This is a genomic window from Flavobacterium sp. CS20 (assembly GCF_018080005.1).
Lineage (GTDB): Bacteria > Bacteroidota > Bacteroidia > Flavobacteriales > Flavobacteriaceae > Psychroflexus.
The window spans coordinates 2,694,571-2,718,865 of sequence record NZ_CP073015.1; the positions used below are offsets into that span (position 1 = coordinate 2,694,571).

General features: G+C 34.7%; 24 protein-coding genes. 11 read left to right on the forward strand and 13 right to left on the reverse strand.

Annotated features, from left to right (window positions below; genetic code table 11):
- Positions 1-135: 135 nt before the first annotated feature.
- Both IGB25_RS12805 and IGB25_RS12810 read left to right on the forward strand, forming a co-directional pair.
- Positions 136-4,995 carry a T9SS type A sorting domain-containing protein gene (locus tag IGB25_RS12805; RefSeq protein WP_211065333.1) on the forward strand — a complete coding sequence of 1,620 codons (4,860 nt, stop codon included), beginning with the start codon at positions 136-138 and terminating at the stop codon, positions 4,993-4,995.
- Between the two features lie 40 nt (positions 4,996-5,035).
- A complete protein-coding gene (locus IGB25_RS12810; RefSeq protein ID WP_211065334.1) occupies positions 5,036-5,242 on the forward strand; it encodes a hypothetical protein in 207 nt (68 codons plus the stop codon).
- 460 nt (positions 5,243-5,702) lie between these two features.
- On the opposite strand, the gene IGB25_RS12815 is transcribed toward IGB25_RS12810, so the two are convergent.
- The 11 genes from IGB25_RS12815 to cyoE all read right to left on the reverse strand — a co-directional run bounded on the left by IGB25_RS12815 (position 5,703) and on the right by cyoE (position 13,112).
- Complete coding sequence (locus tag IGB25_RS12815) at positions 5,703-6,425, reverse strand: O-methyltransferase (protein WP_211065335.1); 723 nt, start codon at positions 6,423-6,425, stop codon at positions 5,703-5,705.
- A gap of 136 nt (positions 6,426-6,561) precedes the next feature.
- Positions 6,562-7,464: a DMT family transporter gene (locus tag IGB25_RS12820; protein WP_211065336.1), complete on the reverse strand. Its 903-nt coding sequence runs from the start codon at positions 7,462-7,464 to the stop codon at positions 6,562-6,564.
- Complete coding sequence (locus IGB25_RS12825) at positions 7,457-7,807, reverse strand: arsenate reductase family protein (protein ID WP_211065337.1); 351 nt, start codon at positions 7,805-7,807, stop codon at positions 7,457-7,459. Before IGB25_RS12825 ends, IGB25_RS12820 begins: the two co-directional genes overlap by 8 nt.
- A 191-nt stretch (positions 7,808-7,998) precedes the next feature.
- A complete protein-coding gene (locus tag IGB25_RS12830; RefSeq protein ID WP_211065338.1) occupies positions 7,999-8,235 on the reverse strand; it encodes a hypothetical protein in 237 nt (78 codons plus the stop codon).
- A 16-nt stretch (positions 8,236-8,251) separates the two neighbouring features.
- Positions 8,252-8,788 carry a DUF420 domain-containing protein gene (locus IGB25_RS12835; RefSeq protein ID WP_211065339.1) on the reverse strand — a complete coding sequence of 179 codons (537 nt, stop codon included), beginning with the start codon at positions 8,786-8,788 and terminating at the stop codon, positions 8,252-8,254.
- A 2-nt stretch (positions 8,789-8,790) separates the two neighbouring features.
- On the reverse strand, positions 8,791-9,471 hold the full coding sequence (locus tag IGB25_RS12840; RefSeq protein WP_211065340.1) for an SCO family protein: 681 nt from the start codon (positions 9,469-9,471) through the stop codon (positions 8,791-8,793).
- Positions 9,472-9,477: 6 nt separating this feature from the next.
- Positions 9,478-10,134 carry a hypothetical protein gene (locus tag IGB25_RS12845; protein WP_211065341.1) on the reverse strand — a complete coding sequence of 219 codons (657 nt, stop codon included), beginning with the start codon at positions 10,132-10,134 and terminating at the stop codon, positions 9,478-9,480.
- 82 nt (positions 10,135-10,216) lie between these two features.
- Positions 10,217-10,582, reverse strand: coding sequence for a cytochrome C oxidase subunit IV family protein (locus tag IGB25_RS12850; RefSeq protein ID WP_211065342.1), 366 nt, complete (start codon positions 10,580-10,582; stop codon positions 10,217-10,219).
- Between the two features lie 21 nt (positions 10,583-10,603).
- On the reverse strand, positions 10,604-11,593 hold the full coding sequence (locus IGB25_RS12855) for a cytochrome c oxidase subunit 3 (RefSeq protein WP_211065343.1): 990 nt from the start codon (positions 11,591-11,593) through the stop codon (positions 10,604-10,606).
- 44 nt (positions 11,594-11,637) lie between these two features.
- The gene (locus tag IGB25_RS12860; RefSeq protein WP_211065344.1) at positions 11,638-12,219 is read right to left on the reverse strand and encodes a cytochrome c oxidase subunit 3; all 582 of its coding nucleotides are present in this window, start codon (positions 12,217-12,219) and stop codon (positions 11,638-11,640) included.
- Positions 12,210-13,112: a heme o synthase gene (cyoE, locus tag IGB25_RS12865; RefSeq protein ID WP_211065345.1), complete on the reverse strand. Its 903-nt coding sequence runs from the start codon at positions 13,110-13,112 to the stop codon at positions 12,210-12,212. The genes IGB25_RS12860 and cyoE overlap by 10 nt, the downstream gene beginning before the upstream one ends.
- A 338-nt stretch (positions 13,113-13,450) precedes the next feature.
- Here cyoE and IGB25_RS12870 point away from each other — a divergent pair, with 338 nt between their 5' ends.
- Positions 13,451-14,143, forward strand: a complete 693-nt coding sequence (locus tag IGB25_RS12870) for a zinc metallopeptidase (protein ID WP_211065346.1) — start codon at positions 13,451-13,453, stop codon at positions 14,141-14,143.
- 3 nt (positions 14,144-14,146) lie between these two features.
- Positions 14,147-15,169, forward strand: a complete 1,023-nt coding sequence (hemE, locus tag IGB25_RS12875; protein ID WP_211065347.1) for a uroporphyrinogen decarboxylase — start codon at positions 14,147-14,149, stop codon at positions 15,167-15,169.
- Positions 15,170-15,190: 21 nt separating this feature from the next.
- Here hemE and IGB25_RS12880 read toward each other — a convergent pair whose 3' ends face one another.
- On the reverse strand, positions 15,191-15,928 hold the full coding sequence (locus IGB25_RS12880; protein WP_211065348.1) for a TerB family tellurite resistance protein: 738 nt from the start codon (positions 15,926-15,928) through the stop codon (positions 15,191-15,193).
- Positions 15,929-16,126: 198 nt separating this feature from the next.
- Between IGB25_RS12880 and IGB25_RS12885 the strand changes: the two genes are divergently transcribed.
- The 5 genes from IGB25_RS12885 to IGB25_RS12905 all read left to right on the forward strand — a co-directional run bounded on the left by IGB25_RS12885 (position 16,127) and on the right by IGB25_RS12905 (position 20,241).
- Positions 16,127-17,266, forward strand: a complete 1,140-nt coding sequence (locus tag IGB25_RS12885; protein WP_211065349.1) for an Mrp/NBP35 family ATP-binding protein — start codon at positions 16,127-16,129, stop codon at positions 17,264-17,266.
- A gap of 2 nt (positions 17,267-17,268) precedes the next feature.
- Positions 17,269-17,514 carry a NifU family protein gene (locus IGB25_RS12890; protein WP_211065350.1) on the forward strand — a complete coding sequence of 82 codons (246 nt, stop codon included), beginning with the start codon at positions 17,269-17,271 and terminating at the stop codon, positions 17,512-17,514.
- Between the two features lie 67 nt (positions 17,515-17,581).
- Positions 17,582-18,643: an NAD(P)/FAD-dependent oxidoreductase gene (locus IGB25_RS12895; protein ID WP_211065351.1), complete on the forward strand. Its 1,062-nt coding sequence runs from the start codon at positions 17,582-17,584 to the stop codon at positions 18,641-18,643.
- A gap of 7 nt (positions 18,644-18,650) precedes the next feature.
- A complete protein-coding gene (locus tag IGB25_RS12900; RefSeq protein ID WP_211065352.1) occupies positions 18,651-18,986 on the forward strand; it encodes a 2Fe-2S iron-sulfur cluster-binding protein in 336 nt (111 codons plus the stop codon).
- Positions 18,987-19,062: 76 nt separating this feature from the next.
- Positions 19,063-20,241, forward strand: coding sequence for an acyl-CoA dehydrogenase family protein (locus IGB25_RS12905; RefSeq protein ID WP_211065353.1), 1,179 nt, complete (start codon positions 19,063-19,065; stop codon positions 20,239-20,241).
- A 9-nt stretch (positions 20,242-20,250) separates the two neighbouring features.
- On the opposite strand, the gene IGB25_RS12910 is transcribed toward IGB25_RS12905, so the two are convergent.
- On the reverse strand, positions 20,251-22,053 hold the full coding sequence (locus tag IGB25_RS12910) for a DUF4153 domain-containing protein (RefSeq protein WP_211065354.1): 1,803 nt from the start codon (positions 22,051-22,053) through the stop codon (positions 20,251-20,253).
- An 85-nt stretch (positions 22,054-22,138) separates the two neighbouring features.
- On the opposite strand from IGB25_RS12910, the gene IGB25_RS12915 reads away from it, so the two are divergent.
- Both IGB25_RS12915 and IGB25_RS12920 read left to right on the forward strand, forming a co-directional pair.
- Entirely contained in the window at positions 22,139-22,891 is a 753-nt protein-coding gene (locus IGB25_RS12915; protein ID WP_211065355.1) for a YebC/PmpR family DNA-binding transcriptional regulator, read from the forward strand.
- A gap of 114 nt (positions 22,892-23,005) precedes the next feature.
- Positions 23,006-24,295 (forward strand): nucleotide sugar dehydrogenase, encoded by a 1,290-nt coding sequence (locus IGB25_RS12920; protein ID WP_211065356.1) that lies wholly within the window; start codon positions 23,006-23,008, stop codon positions 24,293-24,295.

Genomic DNA, 24,295 nt, shown 5'->3' on the forward strand with positions numbered 1-24,295 from the left:
TAATTAAGTTAAAACACTTGTTCTTTTATGTTATTAAACAATGATAATCAGAATATTAGATTTAATCATTTCCTAACATTGATTTTTGTTTTTTTTAAAATATATGTCATAATATTGGGCATTAAATGAAATAAAATGAAAGGGTTTAAATATATAAATTTCAGAGTTATAGCTTTTGTGGTTATTTTAGGTTTTTTAACCACGCAAAACAGTTTTGCTCAGATTATCAGTCAATATGTAGAAACCGATAGCGGGACATCCCCAAAAGGTCTCGAAATTTGGAACAACACAAGTGTAGCAATTGATTTTTCAGTTGATAATCTCATCATAGAAAAAGGAACCAATGGTGGAGCTCCAAGTTCAGATTTTACTATTGATAGTGGTGTTTTACAACCTGGAGAAGTTCTTGTTGTTGGCACCATTGACATGCAACCTGTAGCCACTTCAAATGGTGCTTTGTTTTATGAAAAAGCTTTTACTTTTAACGGTGATGATGCTTTAGTTCTGAAACTTGGAACGACAACTACCGATGTTTTTGGAAGTCCCAATACCGATCCTGGGAGTGCTTGGGAAGGTAATGGCGTTTCAACACAAAACCAAAATATTGCATTATTAAGCAGTATTACTACTGGAGAATTAACGGGTTTCACAGATCCAAGCACAAGATTTGAAACCATCAACACTACGCCTTCAGATATTGCAAATGGTGGTTTAGATGGTTTTGGTGTTGCACCAAGCGGTACGCCACCACCATCAACTTGCTCCATATCCGATATCGGTCTTGGTAGCATCAGTTGTAACGACAACGGCACGCCTAGTGATGGCTCAGACGATATCATTTCATTTGAGCTTGATCCCACAGGGAGCAATCTCGGCACGACTTATACCGTAGAAATGACCGATAATATTGCTGGAACTGAAATAAGCACAAATCTTGCAGGTCCGTTTTCATCCTTTACAGCAACAGGAACTTATGGCACAGCAACCACATTTTATTTAGCTCCTGGCAGTGCAGGTTCAGGCGATTTAAATATATCCGTAACTGATGGTGTAGATGCAACTTGTTCGGCTACTGGCATAGTTACAGACCCTGGAAGTTGTTTGTTTGTAGTCTCTGCCATTTTTGAAGATTTTAATGATGGGGATTTTACGTCAAATCCTGTTTGGACTGGCAATACAGCAGGTTTTTCTGTCATTACTAATGCTACTATTCCTAATGGTATTGCTACAACTGATGGTAGTTATTTAGCAAGTAATGCCAATACAGGCAATATTAGTTTAGCTGTGCAGAGTTCAGAAGTTTCAGAATGGCAATTTTCTTTAGCAACGCCTGATTTTGTCCCATCTGGCTCAAATTATTTTGGAGTTGTTTTAATGGCAAATGATTCCTTTTCTGGAGATATCATCACAGCAAGTAACTTTCAAGGCTATTATATTAAAATAGGAATAAATAGTTCTCCTGATCCAATAGAATTATGGCGTAAAACAGGAGCTGGACAAACAATAGTTGGAGACTTCCCGTCAAGCCCAGATTTTAATACTGGTGCATTAAAAGACGGTTTAAACATTAGAATTACACGAAGTGATGCTGGTGTGTTTGAATTGTTTTATAGCACTGGTTTTGAATATTCTACTACTCCCACAACTTCTGCTGGTACTGTAACAGATAATAATTATTCAACATCTACTTATTTTGGTGTTTTTCAAAAATTTGGTAGTCCAAGTACAAGTAGAAGAGTTTATTTAGACAACATAGATTTAGGAAGTGCATTTGTTGACTCCGACTCTAAGATTAACGCTCCAACAACACAAGTCGCATCAGGAACAATAATTGCCGATGCAGCAACAAGTGTTTCAAATTCTGTTCCTGTGCTTAAATTTGAAATCGAAGACTTAGCTACTTCTGATACTGTGGTAACAGAAGTTACGAAACTCCACCTTGTGCCAGGAGCTAATAATACCGCATCGTGGAGTCAAGTGATTCAAGGCATAAGTATCATTAGCTCTGGAGCTGGTGGTGTTTTAGCACAATCCAGTCAAAGTGTGAGTATTTCTGATACAGGAATCATTGTTGATGTTTTAGATAACACAGACACAGAAATGACTGTTCCTAATGGTGTTGCTCAAGAATATACCATAGATGTTTTTTTAAATACTTCAGGTATTACTGACCAAGAAGTGATTCAGTTTGCCATTCCAAGTAGTTCAATAAATTGGCAAACTGCAGCTGGAAGCTCTCAATTTGCACCAAGTTTTACCCCTATTGAGGGCAACACTTTCACCATAGATGTTAATGGAAATCAATACAGTTTTATTTCTCAGCCCACTAATGCTAATGTAAACTTAGGTATGCCAACCGATGTTAAAATTGCTTATGTAGATAACAATAATAATATAGATTTAACATATGCATCATTCACAAGTGATGTTTCAATTACTTCAAGTGGAACTTTGCAAGGGACACCTCTAACAGCTACGCCAATTGGCAATGTAGTAACCTTTGATGGTAGCAGTATAATTCATACCGTTGTAGAAAATAATGTTACATTAACAGCCACATCAACCGCAGCTGGATTTCCTGCAAATCTTGTAAGTAATGCTTTTGACATCATCTCTGCACCCGAATTATTGATCACAGAAATTGCTGATCCAGGTGATATTCAAACGGCTAAATATGTTGAGATTTTTAATGCAGGCGTTACGGCAATAGATTTCAGTTCATCAGATTTCTTTTTAACAAGAGAAGCCAATGCTGGTAATACTTATGAAATCAATCAGCTTACAGGTTTTTTGCCTCCTAAGGGATATTACATCATTTCAAATCAATCCCTAACTGATTTTAGCTCAACTTATAATGGTGCAACAACTGATATAGATGCTTTTGCTTTAGGCGATGGCAATGATACTTACATTTTATCAACATCTGGTGCTAATCCTACAGAAGCCATCAACACACAATTTGATGTGTATGGCGAGATAGGCATCAATGGGTTTACAGGAACAAATTCAGAGCTTTCAGAAAATACAGACGGAACTGCTAACGACGAACCTTGGGAATACGAAGACAGCAGAGCCTACAGACTCAATCCTGATGTTAAATTTGCTAACACTATCTGGACAAGTTCAGAATGGGTGGTTGATCCTGATGGGGCAAATACTACTGATATGACACCTGGTTACGGCGATCAAGATTATGTTTATGTTGATGATACATCGGGTTGGACAAGTATTGGTTTAGGCAATCCTGAAGGAAACTCAACTGGTTCACAAAATATATTTGTGCGTTCTGGCGAAGCGACTTTTAGTTCAGATATAACAGTAGGTGATTTGGTTGTAAGATCTGGAGCCACTTTAATCTTGTCACCAAACGTTAAACTTACCGTTACAGGAGACATCGTCAACGAAGGGAAAATTATTTTTCAAAGCGATAGCAGTGGCTCTGCTGTGCTTGAACCCGTGGTGGCAAATACACGTATTGAAGGTAGTGGTTTTGAAACTCACCGCTTTATACCTAAGTCTAATCGGGCTTATAGATATTTATCACCAAGTGTTTCTACAGATACTTCTACTCAATCTACAATTAGAGACAATTGGCAAGAAGGCGTAAACAATATCTCCCAATCTGATGCTGACAACCAAAATCCAAATCCAGGTTTTGGTACACACATCACAGGTTCTACAACAGGTGCCAATGGTTTTGATGCTACATCAACAGGAAATGCATCGATGTATGAATGGAATATAAACACACAATCTTGGAATGCTATACCAAACACCGACACAAAACCATTCTTTGCAGGTGAAGCCTATGCCATAATGATTCGTGGCGACAGAGCGACCACTTTAAATTCTAATACAGCCGTTGGGGATCCAACTACTCTTAGAACAACAGGCAAAATGCACTTTGGAGATTTTGTTGTATCTAATTTAAGTTCAACTTCAGAAGACTTTAATCTAATCGGAAATCCCTATCAATCGCAAGTTGATTTAAAAGATTTGTTAGATAATCATGCATCGGGAATCAATAATAGTAGTGCTTATATTTATGATCCTACATTGGGCACAATTGGCGGTTATGCCACAATTGATTTAGAAAATTTAAGCTTTTCATCGGTTCCAGCAGGAACTTCTGCAAACCAATATCTTCAACCTAATCAAGCATTTTTTGTTAAAACCACAGCTACTTCACCTTCCATAACATTTGAAGAATCTGTAAAGCAAAATTCTACTGCACAAGTTGGAACGTTTAGTGAGTCTCAAAGCACTTTGCCTTCACATCTCAATATCGACCTTATAAATGAAGACGACCAAGTTATTGATGGTGTCAGAATAGTCTATGACAACACTTATAGCTCAACTGTAAATCAAAAAGATGCGGTAAAAGCATGGAATTTTAATGAAAGTCTGACTATCTATTCAGAACAATATTACCTATCAATAGAAAAACGGGGTTTGCCCATTGCCTCAGATACCACTCAACTTCAAATATACAGCTATACCAAAAATGACTATAGCCTAAATTTAGATTTTCAATCAAATGGATCTCTCAATGTTGATGTGTTTTTATTAGACCAATATACACAAAGCATCACACAGGTTATGCCTGATCAAATCACGACCTATAATTTTTCTGTAGATCAAAATATACCAGAATCAATATCTGCTCAACGTTTTGAAATTATATACAGTGAAACAACTTTAGGTCTAAATAGTTTTGATACAGGGGTTTACAAAGTTTATCCTAATCCTATTACATCTAATATTTTTTCGATTTCAGCTGATAACCTAAGCCTTATTGATGAAGTCAATGGCTTGCAATTATTTTCTCTTCAGGGACAATTAATCGATGAGTTTAGCAAAAATGATTTTATCACAGGAGAAGGTCAAATCAAAATCAGATTGGACAATAAATACAGTGATGGTTTATATGTTTTTAAGGTATTTACAGAAAATGAAATTTTTACGTTAAAAGCTATAATAAGTCAACAAAATTAGAATTCAAAAAACTGAAGATCAAATATTTACTAAAAGACCTATGAAATTAAATCTTAAATATATCATTTTAATTGCCTTTGTTTTTCTGTCTATCAATGTCGTTTTAGCTCAAGGACCGCCACCGCCAGATGGTGGTGGTGGACCTGGCACTACAAATGATGTTGGTATCAACTTTTTGATTTACCCATTTTTGATTTTAGGTTCTGTTTTAGGTTATTTCTTTTTTAATAAAAGAAAAACAGACTAAAGGCTTTTTTCTTTCTGAGAGATTGTATGGCAGTAAAACTTAGAACTTACAGGGAAGAAATTGAAATCATAGAAAATGCATAAATCCATTCACCATCGAATATTTGCAAACCTTAGCTATGGAAAATGCACAATCCTAACCGTTTCAACTAATGAAATTTAGGTCACTCAGAGTGATTTTAGATAGAATATTCTTCATGCCGAATATTGTTTTTAAATGTCTCCTGTATGAATCCTTAAAAAAAAATAGCCTGCCTTTGGCATGATATCTTCATCTTTTTTTGTTTCTTTTCTTTTTGAAGTAATTTTTATTAAAGTGACGTTTATCTCGATGATATCTCAACTTTTTATTTCTATTGTTATTGATTAAAACCAAAACAAACAGTATTGCAATAGCCACAATGAGAATAATAAGTTGCGTTAATTCAGAAAGGTTTTTTAAAAACTCCATAGTTTCGGGTTTAAAACAAACAACGGATTTTAAAATCTTGTTTGCTCAATTCGGGTTTAAAAAAGACAATACCCCAAAAATACAAATCTAAACTCACTTTGACCTCTTTATCTTTGCAAATCAACTGCCAAGCCTCTTGCATTTCTTTAGACCAATAAATATCGTCTAAAATGACAATAGAATTATGATGGGTATGTTTTTTTAGTTGACTAAAATAATCAAGTGTAGCTTTTTTTTGGTGATGACCATCAAGATAAATTAAATCATAAGTTTTATATGCTGACAAATTATTTATATAAGACTGAAAATCAGTGTTGTGAGTTTTGATATTCTTCAGACCATAGGTATTGAAACAACTTTTAGCAAAAGCAAAAGTATTTGGACAAGCTTCAACGGTATCTACACAATTTTGAGGTTGGTTGACTGCCATACTCAAACTTCCTAAACCCACAGATGTTCCAAGTTCTAAGGTATTTTTAACTTCAAAATAATCTATAATTTTATTCATCAGCTGAGATTGATGAAGTCTCATGCCTGCGTTTTTGGCTATTGTTTTTACTCGGCGTTTTGATGTTTTAAAGTGCTGAGAGCCTTCGCCAATATCAATCATTTGTATGATATCATCAGATTTTAAGATAGGTTTTCTCGCATCTTGAAGCTTATCTAATGCCGTTTTTGATATTTTAGAATACAAACACTTGGTGATGAAATGATACACAAACGGTGAATGCACGCCGTGTTGGTTTTTTGATTTTAATAAAAAATTAAAGAAAGTTTTAATCCTGAACCAATCCATGAAACCTTATAAGATTAAAAATAAGACGTAAAGGTAAGATTTGTTGATAAATAAAATACAAACTTTCACCATATCAACTGTTCTCTCGCTTCCTTGCCCGTTTCCTACTAACCATAAAAACACCAACAAACACGAGAATTCCCGCAATCACCTTTATAAAATTGAGTTGGTCAGCTCCTGAAATAATGGCAAAGGCAATGGCGATTAAAGGTTGTAAATATACAAACACGCCAATTGTTGATGCTGAAAGTTCTTTAAGGGCATAAATATTGAGTAAATAGGTTAAAACCGTAGTTCCTAAAACCACAAATCCCATTCGCCAAATGGCTGAAAATGGCAAAGACGCCCATTCTACGTCAGTAAATTCACGAATACCAATCGGAAAATTGATGATGACGGCAATCAAAAAAAACCATTTTAATAAAGTAATACTACTGTAGCGAGCTGTTAGTGGTCGGACAACTATGAGATATAAACCGTATGATAAAGCATTGACAATTATCATGGCATTACCAAGTGGAATATTTGGAGCATCAGCGGTAGAAACTGTACTAAAAATGACCAACATCAACGCACCGACTAAACCTAAAACGGCTCCTGAGGCTTTAAGCCAAGTGATTTTTTCTCGAATTAAAACCGCTGACAATATAAACACTAATATCGGCGAAATTGTAACAATCACTGAAGAATTGATAGGTGTTGATAAACTCAAACCTTTAAAAAACAACAGCATATTGACAAACATTCCTAAAACCGTACATAAAATAATTCGCGACCAATCACGACGTTGAATAGGTTCAGATTTTACAAAAAGACTGATCAGCCAAAAAATGACTGCCGCACCCAAAACGCGAAGCATCACAAATCCAAAAGCTTCTATTTGATCTGGCATTAAACCTTTAGCAAGAGTATGGTTGACTCCGTAAATAAAACTTGCTCCTGTAGCGACAAGAATTGCCCAAATGCGCTTATTCACCAAGATGAACTTTTAAAGCTTCTACAACTTTTTTAGAATTGCCTATAAAAACTTGATTCCCATCAATAAAAATCGGACGTTTGATAAAAGAATAGTGTTCGAGCAACAATGCTTTATAATCTTCTTCTGATAGGTCTTGATTTTTAAGCCCACGTTTTTGCCAAAGCTGTGCCCGACGATTAATCAGAGCTTCATAACTATCGACGTGTTGTCTTAACAACTCAATATCTTCTTTAGATGCTGGTGTTTTTTTAGTGTCTTGCAACTCAAAACCTTCGGTGTTGACTTCAGATAAAATACGTTTACAGGTATTACAAGTCGAAAGGTAAAGGACTTTTTTCATATTTTAATAGTATTTGGTTTTAAAATTTCTTTGCAACAAAGGTAAAACTATTGAACTAAGAATCACAAGACGACATAAAGTTGAAATAAGAAGTTTTGTCTGTTTTATGATTTTTGTGAATGCTTTGTGTTTTGTGAAACAGTTGACATGGCTTTATTTTTTTGCCAGAGAAAAATTATTAGCATTAAAATTTAATTAGGGCTTTTATTTTTCTTTTGCTTCTGATGCGTTCTATAGATATAATAGCCCAAACCACCCATGAGCAGATAAGGAAAAGCCATTAAATAGACAATGCCATTATTAATGCCTTCGGCGGCAGAATTATCGGCGTTGCTTTCTAAAACCGCTCGACACATTGAACATTGGGCAAATGTTGAATCTGCCATTAAAATCAAAATAAATATGAAAAATAGTTTAAAAACTTTCATAGGACTACAAATTTAATCAATAATATGGTTGCATAAAAACATACACCAAAACTCCTGTTATTGCAACATACATCCAAATTGGGAACGTCCATTTGGCAATTTTTTTATGTTTTTCATATTGTCCTGTTAATCCGCGATACATTGTAAACAAAACCAGTGGTATGATGATTCCTGACAATACAATATGTGTGATTAAAATAAAAAAGTATAAATATCGCATCCAACCTTCACCACCATAAGGCACAGGTTCGTGGCTGATTTTTGAAATGACATAACTCACTAAAAACACCACCGAAAGCCCAAAAGCTGAAATCATCACATTGCGGTGTAAAATTATTTTTTGATTTTTAATAAGCAGATAACCTACAAACAACAAAATGGCCGTCAAGCCATTAATAACGGCGTGAAAAAAAGGAAAAGTGCCAACATCCAAGCCGAGAATATTGGTTCTGGTATCGAGGTTCATCAATAAGATAACAATCAAAGGCACAGCTACTGATAAGGCAATTATCAAATAAACGGTAAAGCGATTAGGTGAAATTTTAGATTTCATAATTATTCTTTAAGCAATTGGTTGATATCTTCTATCAAAATATCGATTTGTTGTTTTTCGCTAAAGCGATTTTGGTCTGCATCATATTCTACTGCACCTTGATAAAATACAATAGGGTTGCCATTGGCATCGCGTCGGCTTCTCAAATAGCCTTGTTTATCAATCAACGCAAAAAATCCAGAATGCTCAAAACCACCATCAGCTCGGGATTCTTGTTTGGCATACAAATTAAAACCGTTGTTGACCAACGACATAATTTTATTCATTTCGCCAGTCATCAAATGCCAGTTAGGATGTTTCACACCTATTTTTTTAGCATATCGTTTAAGTTGTGCTACGGTATCATTGAAAGGATCAATGCTGATTGATGCGATTCCGAATTGATCTTGGCCGTAAAATTTACGTTGAATTTGCACCATATTTTTATTCATAATCGGACAAATGGTTGGGCAAGTTGAAAAGAAAAATTCAACCACATAGACTTTGTTGTTATAATCTTGGTTGGTGATGGTGTCTCCATTTTGGTCTATAAGTTTAAATTGCGGCACTTGTCGTTTTTGACCATTAAGAGTGATATAAGCCAAGTCTTCTTGTTTAGAACGGCTTTGAGATTCTTTGAAAACCCAAATCCCAAAGATTATCACAACCACTGCAAGTCCGCTGTATTTGATATATTTTTTCATCCTACTTTACTCTTTTTCATCCTTATTGTATTTTTTTAAAGCCAGACGGTATTCTGCCAAAATCACTTTAACGTCATCATTCATTTCATCACTGAGTTCAGCGACGGAAGACATATCATAGGCGTAACGTTTAGTGCCGTCTTCATCTTCCAAACGCCCTCTGAGATTTCTATTTTTATCAATGATAAATGCCTGGTTGGTACTTTGAAATTTATCGAGCTTCAAGTCAGTTTCTAAACTTTCAAAAAGAGCTTGAGTTTGCTGTTTATCGAGCTCAACAAAAAACCACTTATCAGCATCGGAAGTATAATTTAAAGCTTCTACAAAACTCTCAACCTCAGCTTCTTGGTCAGGAGCAATCACACTGATAAATTGTAGATCTTTAAAATCTTTATAACGGTCGTAAATTTTTTCTTTAAGGTTGAAAGCAAATGCTTTTTTGGTATCGACATCAGAACCCAAAAAACTGAGAATGGTGATTTTGTCATCAAAACTAACTACGCTATCTTTGAATATGCTGTTATAATTATCATCGATTAAAACATTTTCACTTAGCGTGTCAAGTTTTGCAAAATGATTAACGCCACTGGCAAAAAACATATAGGCAAACAAGGGTAGTATAAATAATATACTAAGAACAATATGTTTTTTTTGAATTATCATAATTTACAAAAATAAAAAAGGCAGTCTTCAAATGGACTGCCTTATCGATGATTTAACCAATTTTTATACTATTTAATATCGTTTAAAAATCCCATGTGATATGACCATTAGTATATACATCTTCAATGTAGCCACCTTCAATTAATAATATGGCAACCAAATAAGAAATTAAGAAGACGGCAGTCCAAACTACAGCTCGTCTTAAGCCTTTGGTTTCATGCTCCATATGCATAAATGCCCAAGTAATGTAATAGGCTTTTATTATGGTTAAAATGATAAATATCCAGTTTAATATTGGTGTATTAATAAGTTTAGTTTCAACAAAAAAAGTTGGTCTTAAATAACCAAAAAAGACTTCAACAATCGTTAAAACCGAAAGGATGATAAATACCGACCAAATGCGTTTTTTTGCTGAAGATGAGTCCTGTGTTGTTGTGTCGTGAGTCATATCAAATATCGTTTAAAAAAATTATACCAAATAGAAAAATGTAAATACAAATACCCAAACCAAATCAACAAAGTGCCAATAAAGACCTACTTTTTCAACCATTTCGTAGCTACCGCGTTTTTCATAAGTACCCAGTAATACATTAAGGAAAATTATAGTTAAGATAACCACACCAGAAAAAACATGAAAACCGTGAAAACCAGTAATGAAAAAGAAAAAATCTGCAAACAAAGGTGCACCGTATTCATTTTTGGTCAAGTTGGCACCTTCAATAATACCTATGCCTCTGTTGTTGAGATAGTCTAATGAAGTTTGTCGATCTAATATAGTTTTATGCCCATTTTCATCCAGCTTCATCGTGCGGATTTTAAGGTTTTCTTTGGCAGTAAAACCTGTTTTAATTTGCTCTAAAGTAAATTTAGGTATGGGCTTTTCATCTTTTTTATACCAAATTCCTACGGCTTCTGTATGCCGTTGTCTATGGCTTTTGTTTTCACCCATAGCCACATTTTCTAAAGCCACGCGTTTGCCGTCGGCATCAACAAATTGAAGGATTTTTCCGCTTCGTGTTTCAACGGCACCGTATTCTCCTTTGATAAATTTTGACCACTCCCAAGCTTGAGAACCTAAGAAAATTGAGCCACCAAGAATGGTTAACGCCATATAAATTATCACTTGGTTTTTCTTCATATGATGACCTGCATCAACGGCTAAAACCATCGTCACAGATGAAAATATCAAAATAAATGTCATCAAAGCCACATAAAACATCGGTGCATCTACACCATGTAAAAAAGGAAAATGGTTGAACACCTCATCAGCAATTGACCATTCGGAAGAAAATTTGAATCTTGAAAATCCGTATCTTGCCAAAAACCCAGAAAAGGTCAATGCATCAGATAATATAAAAAACCACATCATCATTTTGCCATAACTGGCTTTTAGCGGTTGTTTTCCGATGCCCCAAAGTTTTCCTTCAGTTCCTGTTTTTGCAACAGCAGTCGTATCCATAGTTTAGGTTTTATTTAAGAATTAGGCAAAAATAGTTAAATTTATTATTTATAGAAACTTAAAAATAAAAACAAAAATAACCACAATACATCTACAAAGTGCCAAAACGTTGTACCTATTGTAAATCCAAGCATTTTGTTAGAATTGTATCGTTTTCTAAAATGATTATAAATTAGCACTAAAAGCACAATAATGCCAGCGGATAAATGTACTAAATGTGCCATCACCAAAACATAAATGTATGATGAATTAATGGTACTGGTTTCTCCAGTAAAATAATAACCGTTTTCAATTAAGGTTTCAAAGCCTTGTAATTGTAAGCCGACAAAAGAAGCCCCTAATAAAAATGTAATAAATAAGAATAACGAAGTGAGTTTTCTGTTATTTGATTTTAAAAATTTTTTTGATAAAAAAAGCGTTAAACTGCTCAATACAATCACAACGGTGCTGACGCTAAATATTTCTGGCAACTCAAAGTCAGACACCCAGTCAGGGCGTTTACTGCTTACCACATAGGCACTGGTCAATCCCGCAAAGGTCATGACCATACTGATGATACCAAACCACAACATCATCTTTTTGGATCGATCTCTTTTTTCTTGTTCTGAACGCTCTTCTATAGCCATATTCTAAATATTTTATCTCCTACGTAAACCAATTGTATTAAAGTTATATATGTTACACTCGCTAACATTAATTGTTTAGCCGATTTAGTGTCTCTTTTTTGGTAAAGCCGAATTGCAAAAAACAGCATTATTAAGCCTAAAAGTAAAACAATTACTGCTGAAATTATGGTCAATTTTAATTCGCCAGTAACACCAAACACAGGAATGATGGAAACTGCAATCGTCCAAACACAATATAAAATAATTTGAATGGCAGTGCCTGTATCTCTTTTGCCTGTTGGCAACATAAAAAAACCACCACTTTTATAATCGTCGTACAACCACCAACCTAAAGCCCAAAAATGAGGAAATTGCCAAAAAAATTGAATCATAAACAAAGTACCAGGTTCTATCCCAAAATTGCCTGAAGTAGCTACCCAACCTAACATAAATGGAATTGCTCCTGGAAAGGCTCCAATAAAAACAGATAGTGGTGTTTTGGTTTTTAAAGGCGTGTAAATCGCCACATAAATAAAAATAGAAACACCTCCAAAAAAAGCAGTTGTCGGGTTGATGATATACAACAATGTCAAACCGATTAGAGTTAAAACCACTGCGGTAATCCACGCGATGCTAATCGGCATTCGTCCACTGGGCAAAGGTCGGTCTTTGGTTCGCTTCATCAATGCGTCTAAATCTTTTTCTATAATTTGATTAAACGCATTTGAAGCCCCAACCATAGCATAACCGCCAACAAACAACAAAGCAAAGGTCAAGGATTCAAATTGTTGAGCACCTAACACATAACCCGCCAAAGACGAAAACACAACGCTTAAAGATAAACGGTGTTTAGTGAGGGTTTTAAATTCACTCAACCATGATATTTGAGCAGTATGCGTAATGGCTTCTGACAATTGTAATTTTTTGCAAAGATAAAATTTAAAACACGGTTTTTGGCTTGTATAAATCTTAATCTTTTCTAAGTTAAATTTTTAGTACATCAATGGCAAAATTAATACATTATACCTTCATCTTTTAATTAGAGTATCCTCATTCTTCTAAAAACTTACAGGGAAGAAATTGAAATCATAGAAAATGGATAAATCCATTCACAATCGAATATTTGCAAACTTTAAATACAAGATGACATCAATCTTGTTAAGCATTAGGTAAAAATGTCAGTGTTTTATAAATTGGTAGTATTTTTGCCGTTTAAAAATTAAATTGTTTTAATTTAAACAAATAAAATATTATGATGTCCTATTATATTCTTATCGGAGCCATTATGTTGGTCAGCTGGTATGTCAGTAATAAACTGAAATCAAAATTTAAAAAATACTCTAAAATTCAATTAGAAAATGGCATGAGTGGAGCTGAAATTGCTCGTAAAATGTTAGCAGATCACCATATTACTGATGTAGAAGTTATTTCAACACAAGGCAGATTGACTGACCACTATCATCCAACTAAAAAAACAGTTAATCTTAGCGAAAGTGTTTATAACCAACGCAATGCTGCTGCAGCTGCTGTTGCCGCACACGAAGTGGGTCACGCTGTTCAACATGCCAAAGCTTACAAATGGTTAGAGATGAGAAGCCAATTGGTGCCTGTTGTAAGCGTAGCTTCTCAATTGAGTCAATGGGTGATTTTTGGCGGTATCATTTTGATGACTATGGTTTCAGTAGGTGTTGGCCAAATGGTATTATTGGCAGGAATTATCATGTTTGGTTTAGGTACACTTTTCAGCTTCATAACCTTGCCAGTAGAATACGATGCGAGCAACCGTGCTTTAGCATGGCTTAAAAGCAATGGTATCGTCAATACTGACGAATATGCTTATGCAGAAGACAGCCTTAAATGGGTCGCAAGAACTTATGTTGTGGCGACTGTTGGTTCATTGGCAACTTTATTATATTTTATCACGATTTATTTAGGAAGAGACTAATTTATGCTTAAAAACGATTTATTTCTCAGAGCTTTAAAAGGTGAAAGCGTAGAACGTCCACCTGTGTGGATGATGCGTCAAGCTGGTAGATACTTGCCAGATTTTATGAAACTCAAACACAAATACGATTTTTTTACCCGTTGTCAAACTCCCGAATTAGCAACCGAAATTACCATCATGCCTGTTGATCAAATCGGTGTTGATGTTGCGATTTTATTTAGCGATATTTTAGTCGTTCCACAAGCGATGGACATTGAATTTGAAATGAAACCTGGCATAGGACCTTGGTTGTCAAATCCAGTTAACAGCGAAAAGCACATCAACGAAGTCAACATTCCTGATGTTCACGATCGATTAAGTTATGTATTTGAAGCCATAAAATTGACTAAAAAAACTTTAGACCATCGCGTGCCATTAATTGGTTTTGCAGGATCGCCGTGGACAATTTTTTGCTATTGTGTGCAAGGTCAAGGTTCTAAAAATTTTGATAAAGCCAAAGCATTTTGTTTTTCACGACCAGATTTGGCTCATGATTTATTGCAAAAAATCACAGACACTACTATTGCGTATCTCAAGGCTAAAGTTGAAGCTGGAGTTGATGCTGTTCAAATTTTTGATTCTTGGGGTGGCATGTTATCACCTAATGACTATCAAGAGTTTTCGTGGCGATATATCCAACAAATTATCGATGCTTTGAAAAATGATGCTCCAGTTATTGCTTTTGGAAAAGGCTGTTGGTTTGCCCTTGAGCAGATGTCAACGTCTGGAGCGTCAGCCATAGGTGTAGATTGGACGTGTTCGCCTAAAACAGCACGAAAGTTGACAAACAATCAAATCACATTACAAGGAAATCTTGATCCATCGCGACTTTTATCTCCTCCAAAAATCATCAGAAAAATGGTGCATGAGATGATTGATGAATTTGGAAAAGATAAATATATTGCCAATCTCGGTCATGGTATTCTACCCAACATACCTGTTGATCACGCTCAAGCTTTTGTTGATGCCGTAAAGTCTTATGAATGATTTTATTATTTTAATCAATTTTTAAAACCCGCGTTCTTTCTGCAATTGCTCGTAAGCTTCTTGCACTTTATTAAATTTTTCTTTTGCCCCTTTTTGATAGGCTTCATCCATGTTTTGTAGTTTATCTGGATGATATTTTTTCACCATTTTTCGGTAAGCTTTTTTAATTTCGGCATCACTTGCTTCTTCGTCAATTTCAAGAATTTTATAGGCTTCATCAGCAGATTTGACAAACATAGCCTTTATGCTTTCAAAATCTCTGTAACTGATCTGAAAATGACGTGAGATTTCATGTATTTTGTTGATTTCTTTCTCACTAATATGACCATCAGCTTGACCGATATTAAATAAAAAATGAATAATTTGAAGCCTGACTTCATATCTTACTCTAGGTCTTAAAAACTGACAAATATTACTGGCTGAAATCTGTCGTTTTTTGATAACCTCATTAAAAGTTTTAAAAGTTGCATTGGCTCTTTCCTTACCGTAAGCTTGCACAAAATACCCGCGAACATAATCCAATTCCTTTTGGCTTACACTGCCATCGGCTTTAATCACTAAACTTGCTAATGACAATAAATTTAATTCAAAATCGCCAGGAGAAACACTTTGCCTGCTTTGAAAAACATCACCAAAAGACTGTTGACTTCTTTTAGGCATAAACACTAAGTCTAACATGCTTCCTATTAAATAGCCAGCTAAAGCACCGACAAAACCACGAAAAAAAAAGCCAATAATAGCACCAACCCACTTTAACATAACAAAACAATATGATTGCAAATATAAAGGCAATATTACATTATGCTAAGGTTTTTATTGAGAATTAAACTTATATCATTTAAGCTCAATTCATAGAATGTTAGTGTATCATTAAAATTTAAGACTTTAAAATTCATTTCTTTAGATAAGCCTTATATTTGCATTTTAATCTAATCTAAATAATAAAAACACAATTCTGTGCAATTAAAAAAAGAAGATATATACAAAGCTTTAGAAACCATCAGCGTAGCTGGTGAAGGTCAAAATATGGTTGAAAGCGGTGCTGTTCAAAACATCATCACTTTTGCAGATGAAGTCATTGTGGACTTAAAATTATCAACACCAGCTCTACATATTAAAAAACGTGCAGAAGTTGATGTCATGAAAGCCATTCATGAGCACGTTTACGAAAAAGCAAAAGTAAAAGTCAACGTCAAAGTAGATGCACCTAAAGAGAAAAAAGTTAACGAAATAAAAGGAAAACCCATACCTGGTATTCAAAACATTATTGCTATCGCCAGCGGAAAAGGTGGTGTAGGAAAATCTACTATTACAGCAAATTTGGCCGTCAGCTTGTCAAAAATGGGGTTTAGAGTTGGTTTGCTTGACGCAGATATTTACGGACCATCCATCCCAACTATGTTTGATGTTGAAAACGAAAAGCCACTTTCAGTAAAAGTTAATGGCAAATCTAAAATGAAGCCAATTGAGAGTTATGGGGTTAAAATACTCTCTATAGGATTTTTTACTAAACCCAATCAAGCTGTCATATGGCGAGGACCGATGGCTGGTAAAGCTTTAAACCAAATGATTTTTGACGCCAACTGGGGCAAATTAGATTTTTTATTGGTGGATTTACCTCCTGGAACTGGCGATATCCATTTGTCTATCATGCAATCTATGCCTATTACAGGTGCAGTTATTGTAAGCACGCCTCAAAATGTAGCTCTTGCTGATGCCAGAAAAGGTGTTGCAATGTTTCAACAAAAAAGTATTAACGTGCCAGTTTTAGGAATAGTTGAGAATATGGCTTATTTCACACCTGAAGAATTGCCCGACAACAAATATTATATTTTTGGTGAAGCAGGGGCAAAGCGTTTGTCTGATGACATAAACATTCCATTTTTAGGCGAAATTCCTTTAGTACAAAGCATTAGAGAATCTGGTGATGTAGGAAGACCTGCGACCCTTCAAGAAGCAACACCAATTGTTGATGCCTTTGATGAATTAACCAAAAACGTAGTTCAAGAAGTGGTTGATAGAAACGAAAATTTACCACCAACAGATGCGATTAAAATTACAACAATGGCGGGCTGTAGTGCCGTTAAAAACAAATGATTATGACAGGACAAGAATTAAAACATAATGTAGAAAATGCACTTGAAGAAATCAGACCTTTTTTGCAAAATGATGGTGGAGACATTGCCTTACTTGACATTGAAAACGATGACACAGTAAAAGTTCAACTCTTAGGCACTTGTGTTGGTTGTAGTGTCAATCAAATGACACTTAAATCTGGTGTTGAAATGACCATCAAAAAACACGCTCCACAAATCAGGTCTGTGGTCAATGTAGAAACTGAGTGATTTATGACTGAAGTCAGTTTAAAGTAGTTGATAATTTAAAACATTTGTATTTCTAAATTTTAAATTTATGATTGAGACAGATATACTAATAATAGGTGCAGGGCCAACTGGGTTGTTTACAGTATTTGAAGCAGGTTTGCTAAAACTCAAGTGTCACTTAATAGATGCCTTACCTCAACCAGGTGGTCAGTTGAATGAATTGTATCCCAAAAAACCTATTTACGATATCCCAGCATTTCCTGAAATTCTCGCAGGCGATTTGGTAAACAATCTTATGGAGCAAATAAAACCCTTTGAACCTGGCTTTACTCTTGGAGAAAGAGCTGAAGATATAGAAAAATTAGATGATGGCAGTTTTATCGTTACCACAGATCAAGGCACAAAACATCATGCCAAGATTGTTGCTATTGCTGGAGGTTTAGGAAGTTTTGAGCCACGAAAACCACCTATCCCAAAACTTTCAGATTATGAAAACAAAGGGGTTTCATATATGATTAAAAACCCTGAAGTTTATCAAGATAAAGACGTAGTCATAGCAGGTGGTGGTGATTCAGCCTTAGACTGGAGTATATTTCTATCTGATGTTGCTTCAAATGTAACTTTAATTCATCGAAGAAACGAATTTAGAGGAGCTTTAGAATCCGTAGATCGTGTAAAAGAATTGAAAGATATGGGCAAAATAAAACTCATCACCCCAGCAGAAGTCATTGATGTTAATGGTAACGGACATTTAGAGAATGTAATAGTTAGAAAAAACAATGATCCCGATGAAAATTTTGAACTGAAAACCGATTATTTTATTCCGCTTTTTGGACTTTCGCCAAAATTAGGACCTATTGCTAATTGGGGATTAGAAATAGAAAAAAACGCCATAAAAGTGAACAATAGTTTAGATTATCAAACCAATATTCCAGGGATTTATGCCATAGGCGATGTCAATATTTATCCTGGTAAACTCAAGCTTATTTTATGTGGTTTTCACGAAGCTACACTCATGTGCCAAAGTGCTTATCAACGTATATATCCTGATAAAAAATATGTTATGAAATATACCACAGTTGGTGGTGTTACAGGCTTTGACGGCAAGAGAAAACAAGCACCTAAATCCGTTGTTAGAAGCATAGATTAGTATGTCAATGAGCAAAGATATCAATATCACAATAACCGATAGAGAAGGAAAAACACATAAAATATTAGCACCAACCGATATGGGAATGAATCTGATGGAAGTGATTCGTTCGTATGAACTTGCACCAGAAGGCACTATCGGAATTTGTGGCGGTATGGCTATGTGTGCGTCATGCCAATGCTATATCAAATCTGATACTGAACTTCCTGAAATGGAAATGGACGAAGAAGCTATGCTGGCAGAAGCATTTTTTGTCAAAGACAATAGCCGATTGGGCTGTCAAATCACAATTACTCCAGATTTAGATGGTCTTGAAATTGAACTCGCACCAGAAGAACCTTAGATTTTTATAAATTATAAGACTTGATTGACCACTCATATTAAGGACTTTGCTTAAATTTGTTGTAAAATTTATCAAAATGTCAAAAGACCAATTTGAATCACCAGATTATTACAACATAGACGATTTACTCACCGAAGAGCATAAACTTATTAGACAAGCTACACGAGATTGGGTCAAACGCGATGTAAGTCCGATTATTGAAGAAGTCGCTCAAAACGCCAAATTTCCAAAATCCATCATCAAAGGTTTATCAGAAATTGGGGCTTTTGGACCTTATATTCCTGAAAAATATGGCGGAGCTGGTCTTGATCAAATTTCTTATGGTTTAATTATGCAAGAAATTGAACGTGGCGATAGTGGTGTTCGTTCTACAGCTTCAGTCCAATCATCTTTGGTTATGTTTCCCATTTGGGCTTATGGCACTGAAGAACAAAAGCAGAAGTTTTTACCAAAATTAGCTTCAGGAGAAATGATGGGTGCTTTTGGTCTCACAGAACCCGATCACGGCTCAAACCCTAGTGGAATGGTAACTAATTTTAAAGATAAAGGTGATCATTATTTACTCAATGGAGCTAAAATGTGGATTTCTAATGCACCGTTTGCTGATGTTGCTGTAGTTTGGGCTAAAAATGAAGAAGGACGAATTCATGGCTTACTTGTTGAACGTGGAATGGAAGGCTTTTCTACACCAGAAACTCACAACAAATGGTCATTAAGAGCTTCAGCAACAAGTGAGTTGATTTTTAACGATGTCAAAATACCAAAAGATAATATTCTCCCTGGCAAAAGCGGACTTGGTGCACCTTTATCTTGTTTAGATTCTGCACGATATGGCATTGCATGGGGAGCGATTGGTGCGACCATGGATTGTTATGATACGGCTTTGAGATATGCTAAAGAACGAACGCAGTTTGATAGTACCATTGCAGGTTTTCAACTTCAGCAAAAAAAATTAGCTGAAATGATAACTGAAATCACCAAAGCTCAACTTCTCGCATTGCGTCTGGGTCAACTAAAAAACGAAGGCAAAGCAAGTTCAGCTCAAATCTCTATGGCCAAACGCAACAACGTAGAAATGGCTATTGATATAGCACGAGAAGCCAGACAAGTGCTTGGAGGAATGGGAATTACAGGCGAATACAGCATTATGCGCCATATGATGAACCTAGAAAGTGTGATAACTTATGAAGGTACACATGATATTCATTTATTGATCACAGGCTTTGACATTACAGGAATTTCTGCTTTTAAATAAACTTGGATTTTATAATTCTAATTGCTTATAAGTTCTATAAAACAACTTGACATGAGCGTTTAAAATTTTAATTTGATTATCAGTATAATTGCACTGCAATCGGTCAAAAATAATCATAAAATTTCCTTTGTTATTTTTAAATCTAAATGTAAACTCATCTTGTTGTGCATCGCCTAAGTCATCATATTTATCTGTGATGTTTTTTAGATACATACTCATGTCGGTTTCAAATAACACTTCATCATAATACCTTAAACTAATAATGTTTTTATCATCATAATACATGACTAAGGCTTTATCTTTCTCTCGATAGTTTTGCAAATTTAATTCAGTATAGTTTGTATAATCTGAGATGTTTTCAGCGTAATTTGGTTTAAAGGAATTTAAATGATAGCTGTTTTGAGGATTTGATTTGTGCTTTTTAGCTATGGCATCTTTAAGCGTTTGAGTTTTATCATCAGAGGCTAATATTTTAATGTTTAATTTATCAACTATTTTTCGAGGTAAATTATAAGATAGCGTATCAGAAAATAAACTATCTGGGTTAAAACCAAAATAAGCTTTTGTTTTTTCCATAGCATTACGCTCATTTATATACCAAATAATACTTTTAAATCGATCATATTCTTTATTGGTAAAGCTTCTTTCAGTTTTTTTGTCAACACTTTCCATAAGCTCAGCAAGCTCTTTGACTTGAGCATTAATTGAAATTTTGAAAGCTGATAATGGGTAAAATGTGCAAAGCAATATCAAAACGAACATCGATTTTGCATACAAACTCAATGCTTTTTTATGCGACACTAACATATAAATTAGCATCCCACAAATCCAAAACGCCAAAACCAAACCCAAATAGCGTAATTCAGTAAAATTATAATCTGCTATACGCCTATAAAGTGCAACAAACAAAAGCGGTAAAAGCGGTAGAATAGCATAAAAATAATAAGGGTAAAACTTTTGTATGAGTTTAGAAACATGTGTTTTTCTAAAAGGTTCAATACTGATGTGTATAACAAAAGCAAGTAAACTTAAACCCGATATCAAATAAGTTACAAAACCTTCGGGCAACTCCCATTCAATCAAAATTTTTAATGCATATACATACACGATAAGTAAATATAAAAGGCTTAACGGAATCAAAATATATAGCACTAATACTTCTCCAGCTTTAGGTAGTTCGAGTTGACCTCCTAATTTATCCAACCTTGGAAAGTCGCTTAAATACACAAAAGTATTGACTACACCTAAGCAAAAAATGAAAGTTTGAAAATAAATATTATCATTGAAATTAATTTTGAATAAAATTTCGAGCGTAGAAATAGCAATGGCTAAGCCAACATACAAAATCACAGTATAGATACCACTCCTGACCAATGCAATAATGATAGATTTGAGATAATCCCAAAATTTATATTTGTTCCAAGATTTGATAAAAGGAGCAAAAACAACAAAAACATGACCAGCAAGCATAAGCAAAGCCCATTGACCATAGGCTAACGAAGCATTAGGCAAATTCTCGCTAAGTCCGTAGATGTAATATAAAATCAAACCCGTTAAAACACAAAGTTTTAATACAAACCGATAGAGTATAGAATGGCTTAAAGCCTCAGAAACAAACTGAACAGCAATAAACCATGACACTCCTAAAATCAGGATTAATTGGATACCAGTATTTTTAGTCACTGTATCTAAATCATTCTGATTATAAATCATCATCAAATAAATACTGCCTAAAACTGACCAAGTTAAGGTTGCTGGAAATCGTTTAAATGCTAAAAAAGCTTTGTGAGATATATCCTTAAAAAAATTCATAATGGCTTATTTTGTTTATAACCTTAAAATATTTTATATTTTCGTTTTTAATTGAAGCTACTAACATAACACTATTTTTTATACTATGGCTGGACACAGTAAATGGGCAAACATCAAACACAGAAAAGGTGCCCAAGACAAAAAACGAGCAAAGCAATTTACCAGAGCTATAAAAGAAATTACAGTTGCTGTAAAAGAAGGTGGAAGCCCTGATCCTGAAACCAATCCTACACTGCGGAATGCTATTGCAAATGCAAAAGGTATCAACATGCCTAAAGACACCATTCAAAGAGCCATCAAAAAAGCAAGTGGAACAGATGCAGACCATTATGAAATGGTTACTTTTGAAGGTTATGGCCCTCATGGTATTGCTATTTTTGTGGAATGCACTACAGACAACACCAATAGAACGGTGGCTAATATACGCTCTATTTTTACCAAAGCTGGAGGCAGCCTAGGCAAAAACGGTTCGATAGAATTTTTGTTTGACCGTAAAGGCGTGTTTTTAATTGACAAAAGCTCCTTAGAAATAAACAAGGAAGAACTCGAGTTAGAACTCATAGAAGCCGGAGCTACAAATATAGAAGACGATGATGATGCACTAGTAGTTTACTCCGATTTTAATGATTTTGGAAAAATGAATGAAGCTCTAGAAAAACTCAATATAGAACCAAAAAACGCCGAACTTCAACGTATTCCAATTAACACCATCAAACTAAATATCGATCAAGCTAAAAGCATAATGAGTTTAATCGACAAATTTGAAGATGACGATGATGTTCAGAATGTTTATCACAATTTAGAAATTACTGATGAGTTAATAGATGAATTAGAATAAATTAAAAATTCAACAACACTCAAATTAATAAAAAGTTAAGCGAGGTATAGATTTGTAAAAATGTGATAAGCAATAAATAAAAAGTATTACTTTTGAAAAAACTAATTTTATCTTATGAAAAACAATAAAATAGCTGTCATAGGTCTTGGCTATGTTGGCTTACCTCTTGCTAGACTTTTTGCAACAAAATACAACGTGTTAGGATTTGATATCAATCAAACCAGAGTTGACAACCTTAATTCAGGTCATGATGATACACTTGAAGTTGACGATGACATTCTACAACGTGTATTGATCAAAGAAAACAAATTAGACAAAACAGAACACGGTTTGTTTTGTACCACCCAACTATCACACATAGAGTCTTGTAATATTTTCATCATAACTGTGCCAACACCTGTTGATAAAAATAACAGACCAATTTTAACCCCATTGATTAAAGCATCTGAAAGCGTAGCTCAAGTTCTTAAAAAAGATGATATAGTTATATACGAAAGCACTGTTTATCCAGGAGCCACCGAAGAAGAATGTGTTCCTGTTTTGGAAAACAACTCAGGATTAAAGTTTAATAAAGACTTTTATGTAGGCTATTCACCAGAACGAATCAATCCTGGAGATAAAACACATACGGTAGAAAAAATCCTTAAAGTAACCTCTGGCTCAACACCTGAAATCGGCAAAAAAATAGATAACCTATATGCTGAAGTTATAACAGCTGGTACACACCTTGCCCCTTCCATAAAAGTAGCAGAAGTCGCTAAAGTGATAGAAAACTCACAACGAGATATCAATATTGCATTTGTTAACGAACTAGCAAAAATCTTCAACTTGATGAAAATAGACACCAATGCCGTCTTAGAAGTCGCTGGAACCAAATGGAATTTTTTACCTTTTAAACCAGGCTTAGTCGGTGGTCACTGCATTGGTGTTGATCCTTATTATTTGGCTCAAAAAGCACAAGAAATTGGTTATCATCCTGAAATTATTTTAGCAGGAAGACGACTTAATGACTCAATGGGAGAATATGTATCAAGCCAAGTCGTTAAATTGATGTTGAAACACGATTTAAAAGTCAAAAATGCAAAAATTCTTGTTTTAGGAATAACCTTTAAAGAAAACTGTCCAGATGTCCGTAACACCAAAGTTGTGGATGTGGTCAAGCAACTCAGCGAATACGAAACAAATGTAACAATCTACGATCCTTGGGCAAATCCTGAAGAAGTGCTACACGAATACCATTTAGACTCATGCAAGGAATTACCAAATCAACAATACGACGCTATTGTGCTTTGTGTTGCTCATGATAAATTTCAAAATATTGATTTTGATAAACTCAAAAAACCCAATGCCGTTGTTTATGATGTCAAAGGTGTTTTAGGTGAAAAGAGTGATGCAAAACTTTAA

Excerpts from the sequence above, each read along its gene's own strand:
- IGB25_RS12890 (WP_211065350.1), top strand. The coding sequence starts at position 17,269 with ATGACAGGACAAGAATTAAAACATAATGTAGAAAATGCACTTGAAGAA.
- IGB25_RS12850 (WP_211065342.1), bottom strand. The coding sequence starts at position 10,582 with ATGACTCACGACACAACAACACAGGACTCATCTTCAGCAAAAAAACGC.
- IGB25_RS12830 (WP_211065338.1), bottom strand. The coding sequence starts at position 8,235 with ATGAAAGTTTTTAAACTATTTTTCATATTTATTTTGATTTTAATGGCA.
- IGB25_RS12835 (WP_211065339.1), bottom strand. The coding sequence starts at position 8,788 with ATGAAATCTAAAATTTCACCTAATCGCTTTACCGTTTATTTGATAATT.
- IGB25_RS12870 (WP_211065346.1), top strand. The coding sequence starts at position 13,451 with ATGATGTCCTATTATATTCTTATCGGAGCCATTATGTTGGTCAGCTGG.
- IGB25_RS12810 (WP_211065334.1), top strand. The coding sequence starts at position 5,036 with ATGAAATTAAATCTTAAATATATCATTTTAATTGCCTTTGTTTTTCTG.
- IGB25_RS12840 (WP_211065340.1), bottom strand. The coding sequence starts at position 9,471 with ATGAAAAAATATATCAAATACAGCGGACTTGCAGTGGTTGTGATAATC.
- IGB25_RS12910 (WP_211065354.1), bottom strand. The coding sequence starts at position 22,053 with ATGAATTTTTTTAAGGATATATCTCACAAAGCTTTTTTAGCATTTAAA.
- IGB25_RS12920 (WP_211065356.1), top strand. The coding sequence starts at position 23,006 with ATGAAAAACAATAAAATAGCTGTCATAGGTCTTGGCTATGTTGGCTTA.
- IGB25_RS12845 (WP_211065341.1), bottom strand. The coding sequence starts at position 10,134 with ATGATAATTCAAAAAAAACATATTGTTCTTAGTATATTATTTATACTA.
- IGB25_RS12900 (WP_211065352.1), top strand. The coding sequence starts at position 18,651 with ATGAGCAAAGATATCAATATCACAATAACCGATAGAGAAGGAAAAACA.
- hemE (WP_211065347.1), top strand. The coding sequence starts at position 14,147 with ATGCTTAAAAACGATTTATTTCTCAGAGCTTTAAAAGGTGAAAGCGTA.
- IGB25_RS12825 (WP_211065337.1), bottom strand. The coding sequence starts at position 7,807 with ATGAAAAAAGTCCTTTACCTTTCGACTTGTAATACCTGTAAACGTATT.
- IGB25_RS12915 (WP_211065355.1), top strand. The coding sequence starts at position 22,139 with ATGGCTGGACACAGTAAATGGGCAAACATCAAACACAGAAAAGGTGCC.
- IGB25_RS12905 (WP_211065353.1), top strand. The coding sequence starts at position 19,063 with ATGTCAAAAGACCAATTTGAATCACCAGATTATTACAACATAGACGAT.
- IGB25_RS12895 (WP_211065351.1), top strand. The coding sequence starts at position 17,582 with ATGATTGAGACAGATATACTAATAATAGGTGCAGGGCCAACTGGGTTG.
- IGB25_RS12880 (WP_211065348.1), bottom strand. The coding sequence starts at position 15,928 with ATGTTAAAGTGGGTTGGTGCTATTATTGGCTTTTTTTTTCGTGGTTTT.
- IGB25_RS12860 (WP_211065344.1), bottom strand. The coding sequence starts at position 12,219 with ATGGCTATAGAAGAGCGTTCAGAACAAGAAAAAAGAGATCGATCCAAA.
- IGB25_RS12805 (WP_211065333.1), top strand. The coding sequence starts at position 136 with ATGAAAGGGTTTAAATATATAAATTTCAGAGTTATAGCTTTTGTGGTT.
- IGB25_RS12855 (WP_211065343.1), bottom strand. The coding sequence starts at position 11,593 with ATGGATACGACTGCTGTTGCAAAAACAGGAACTGAAGGAAAACTTTGG.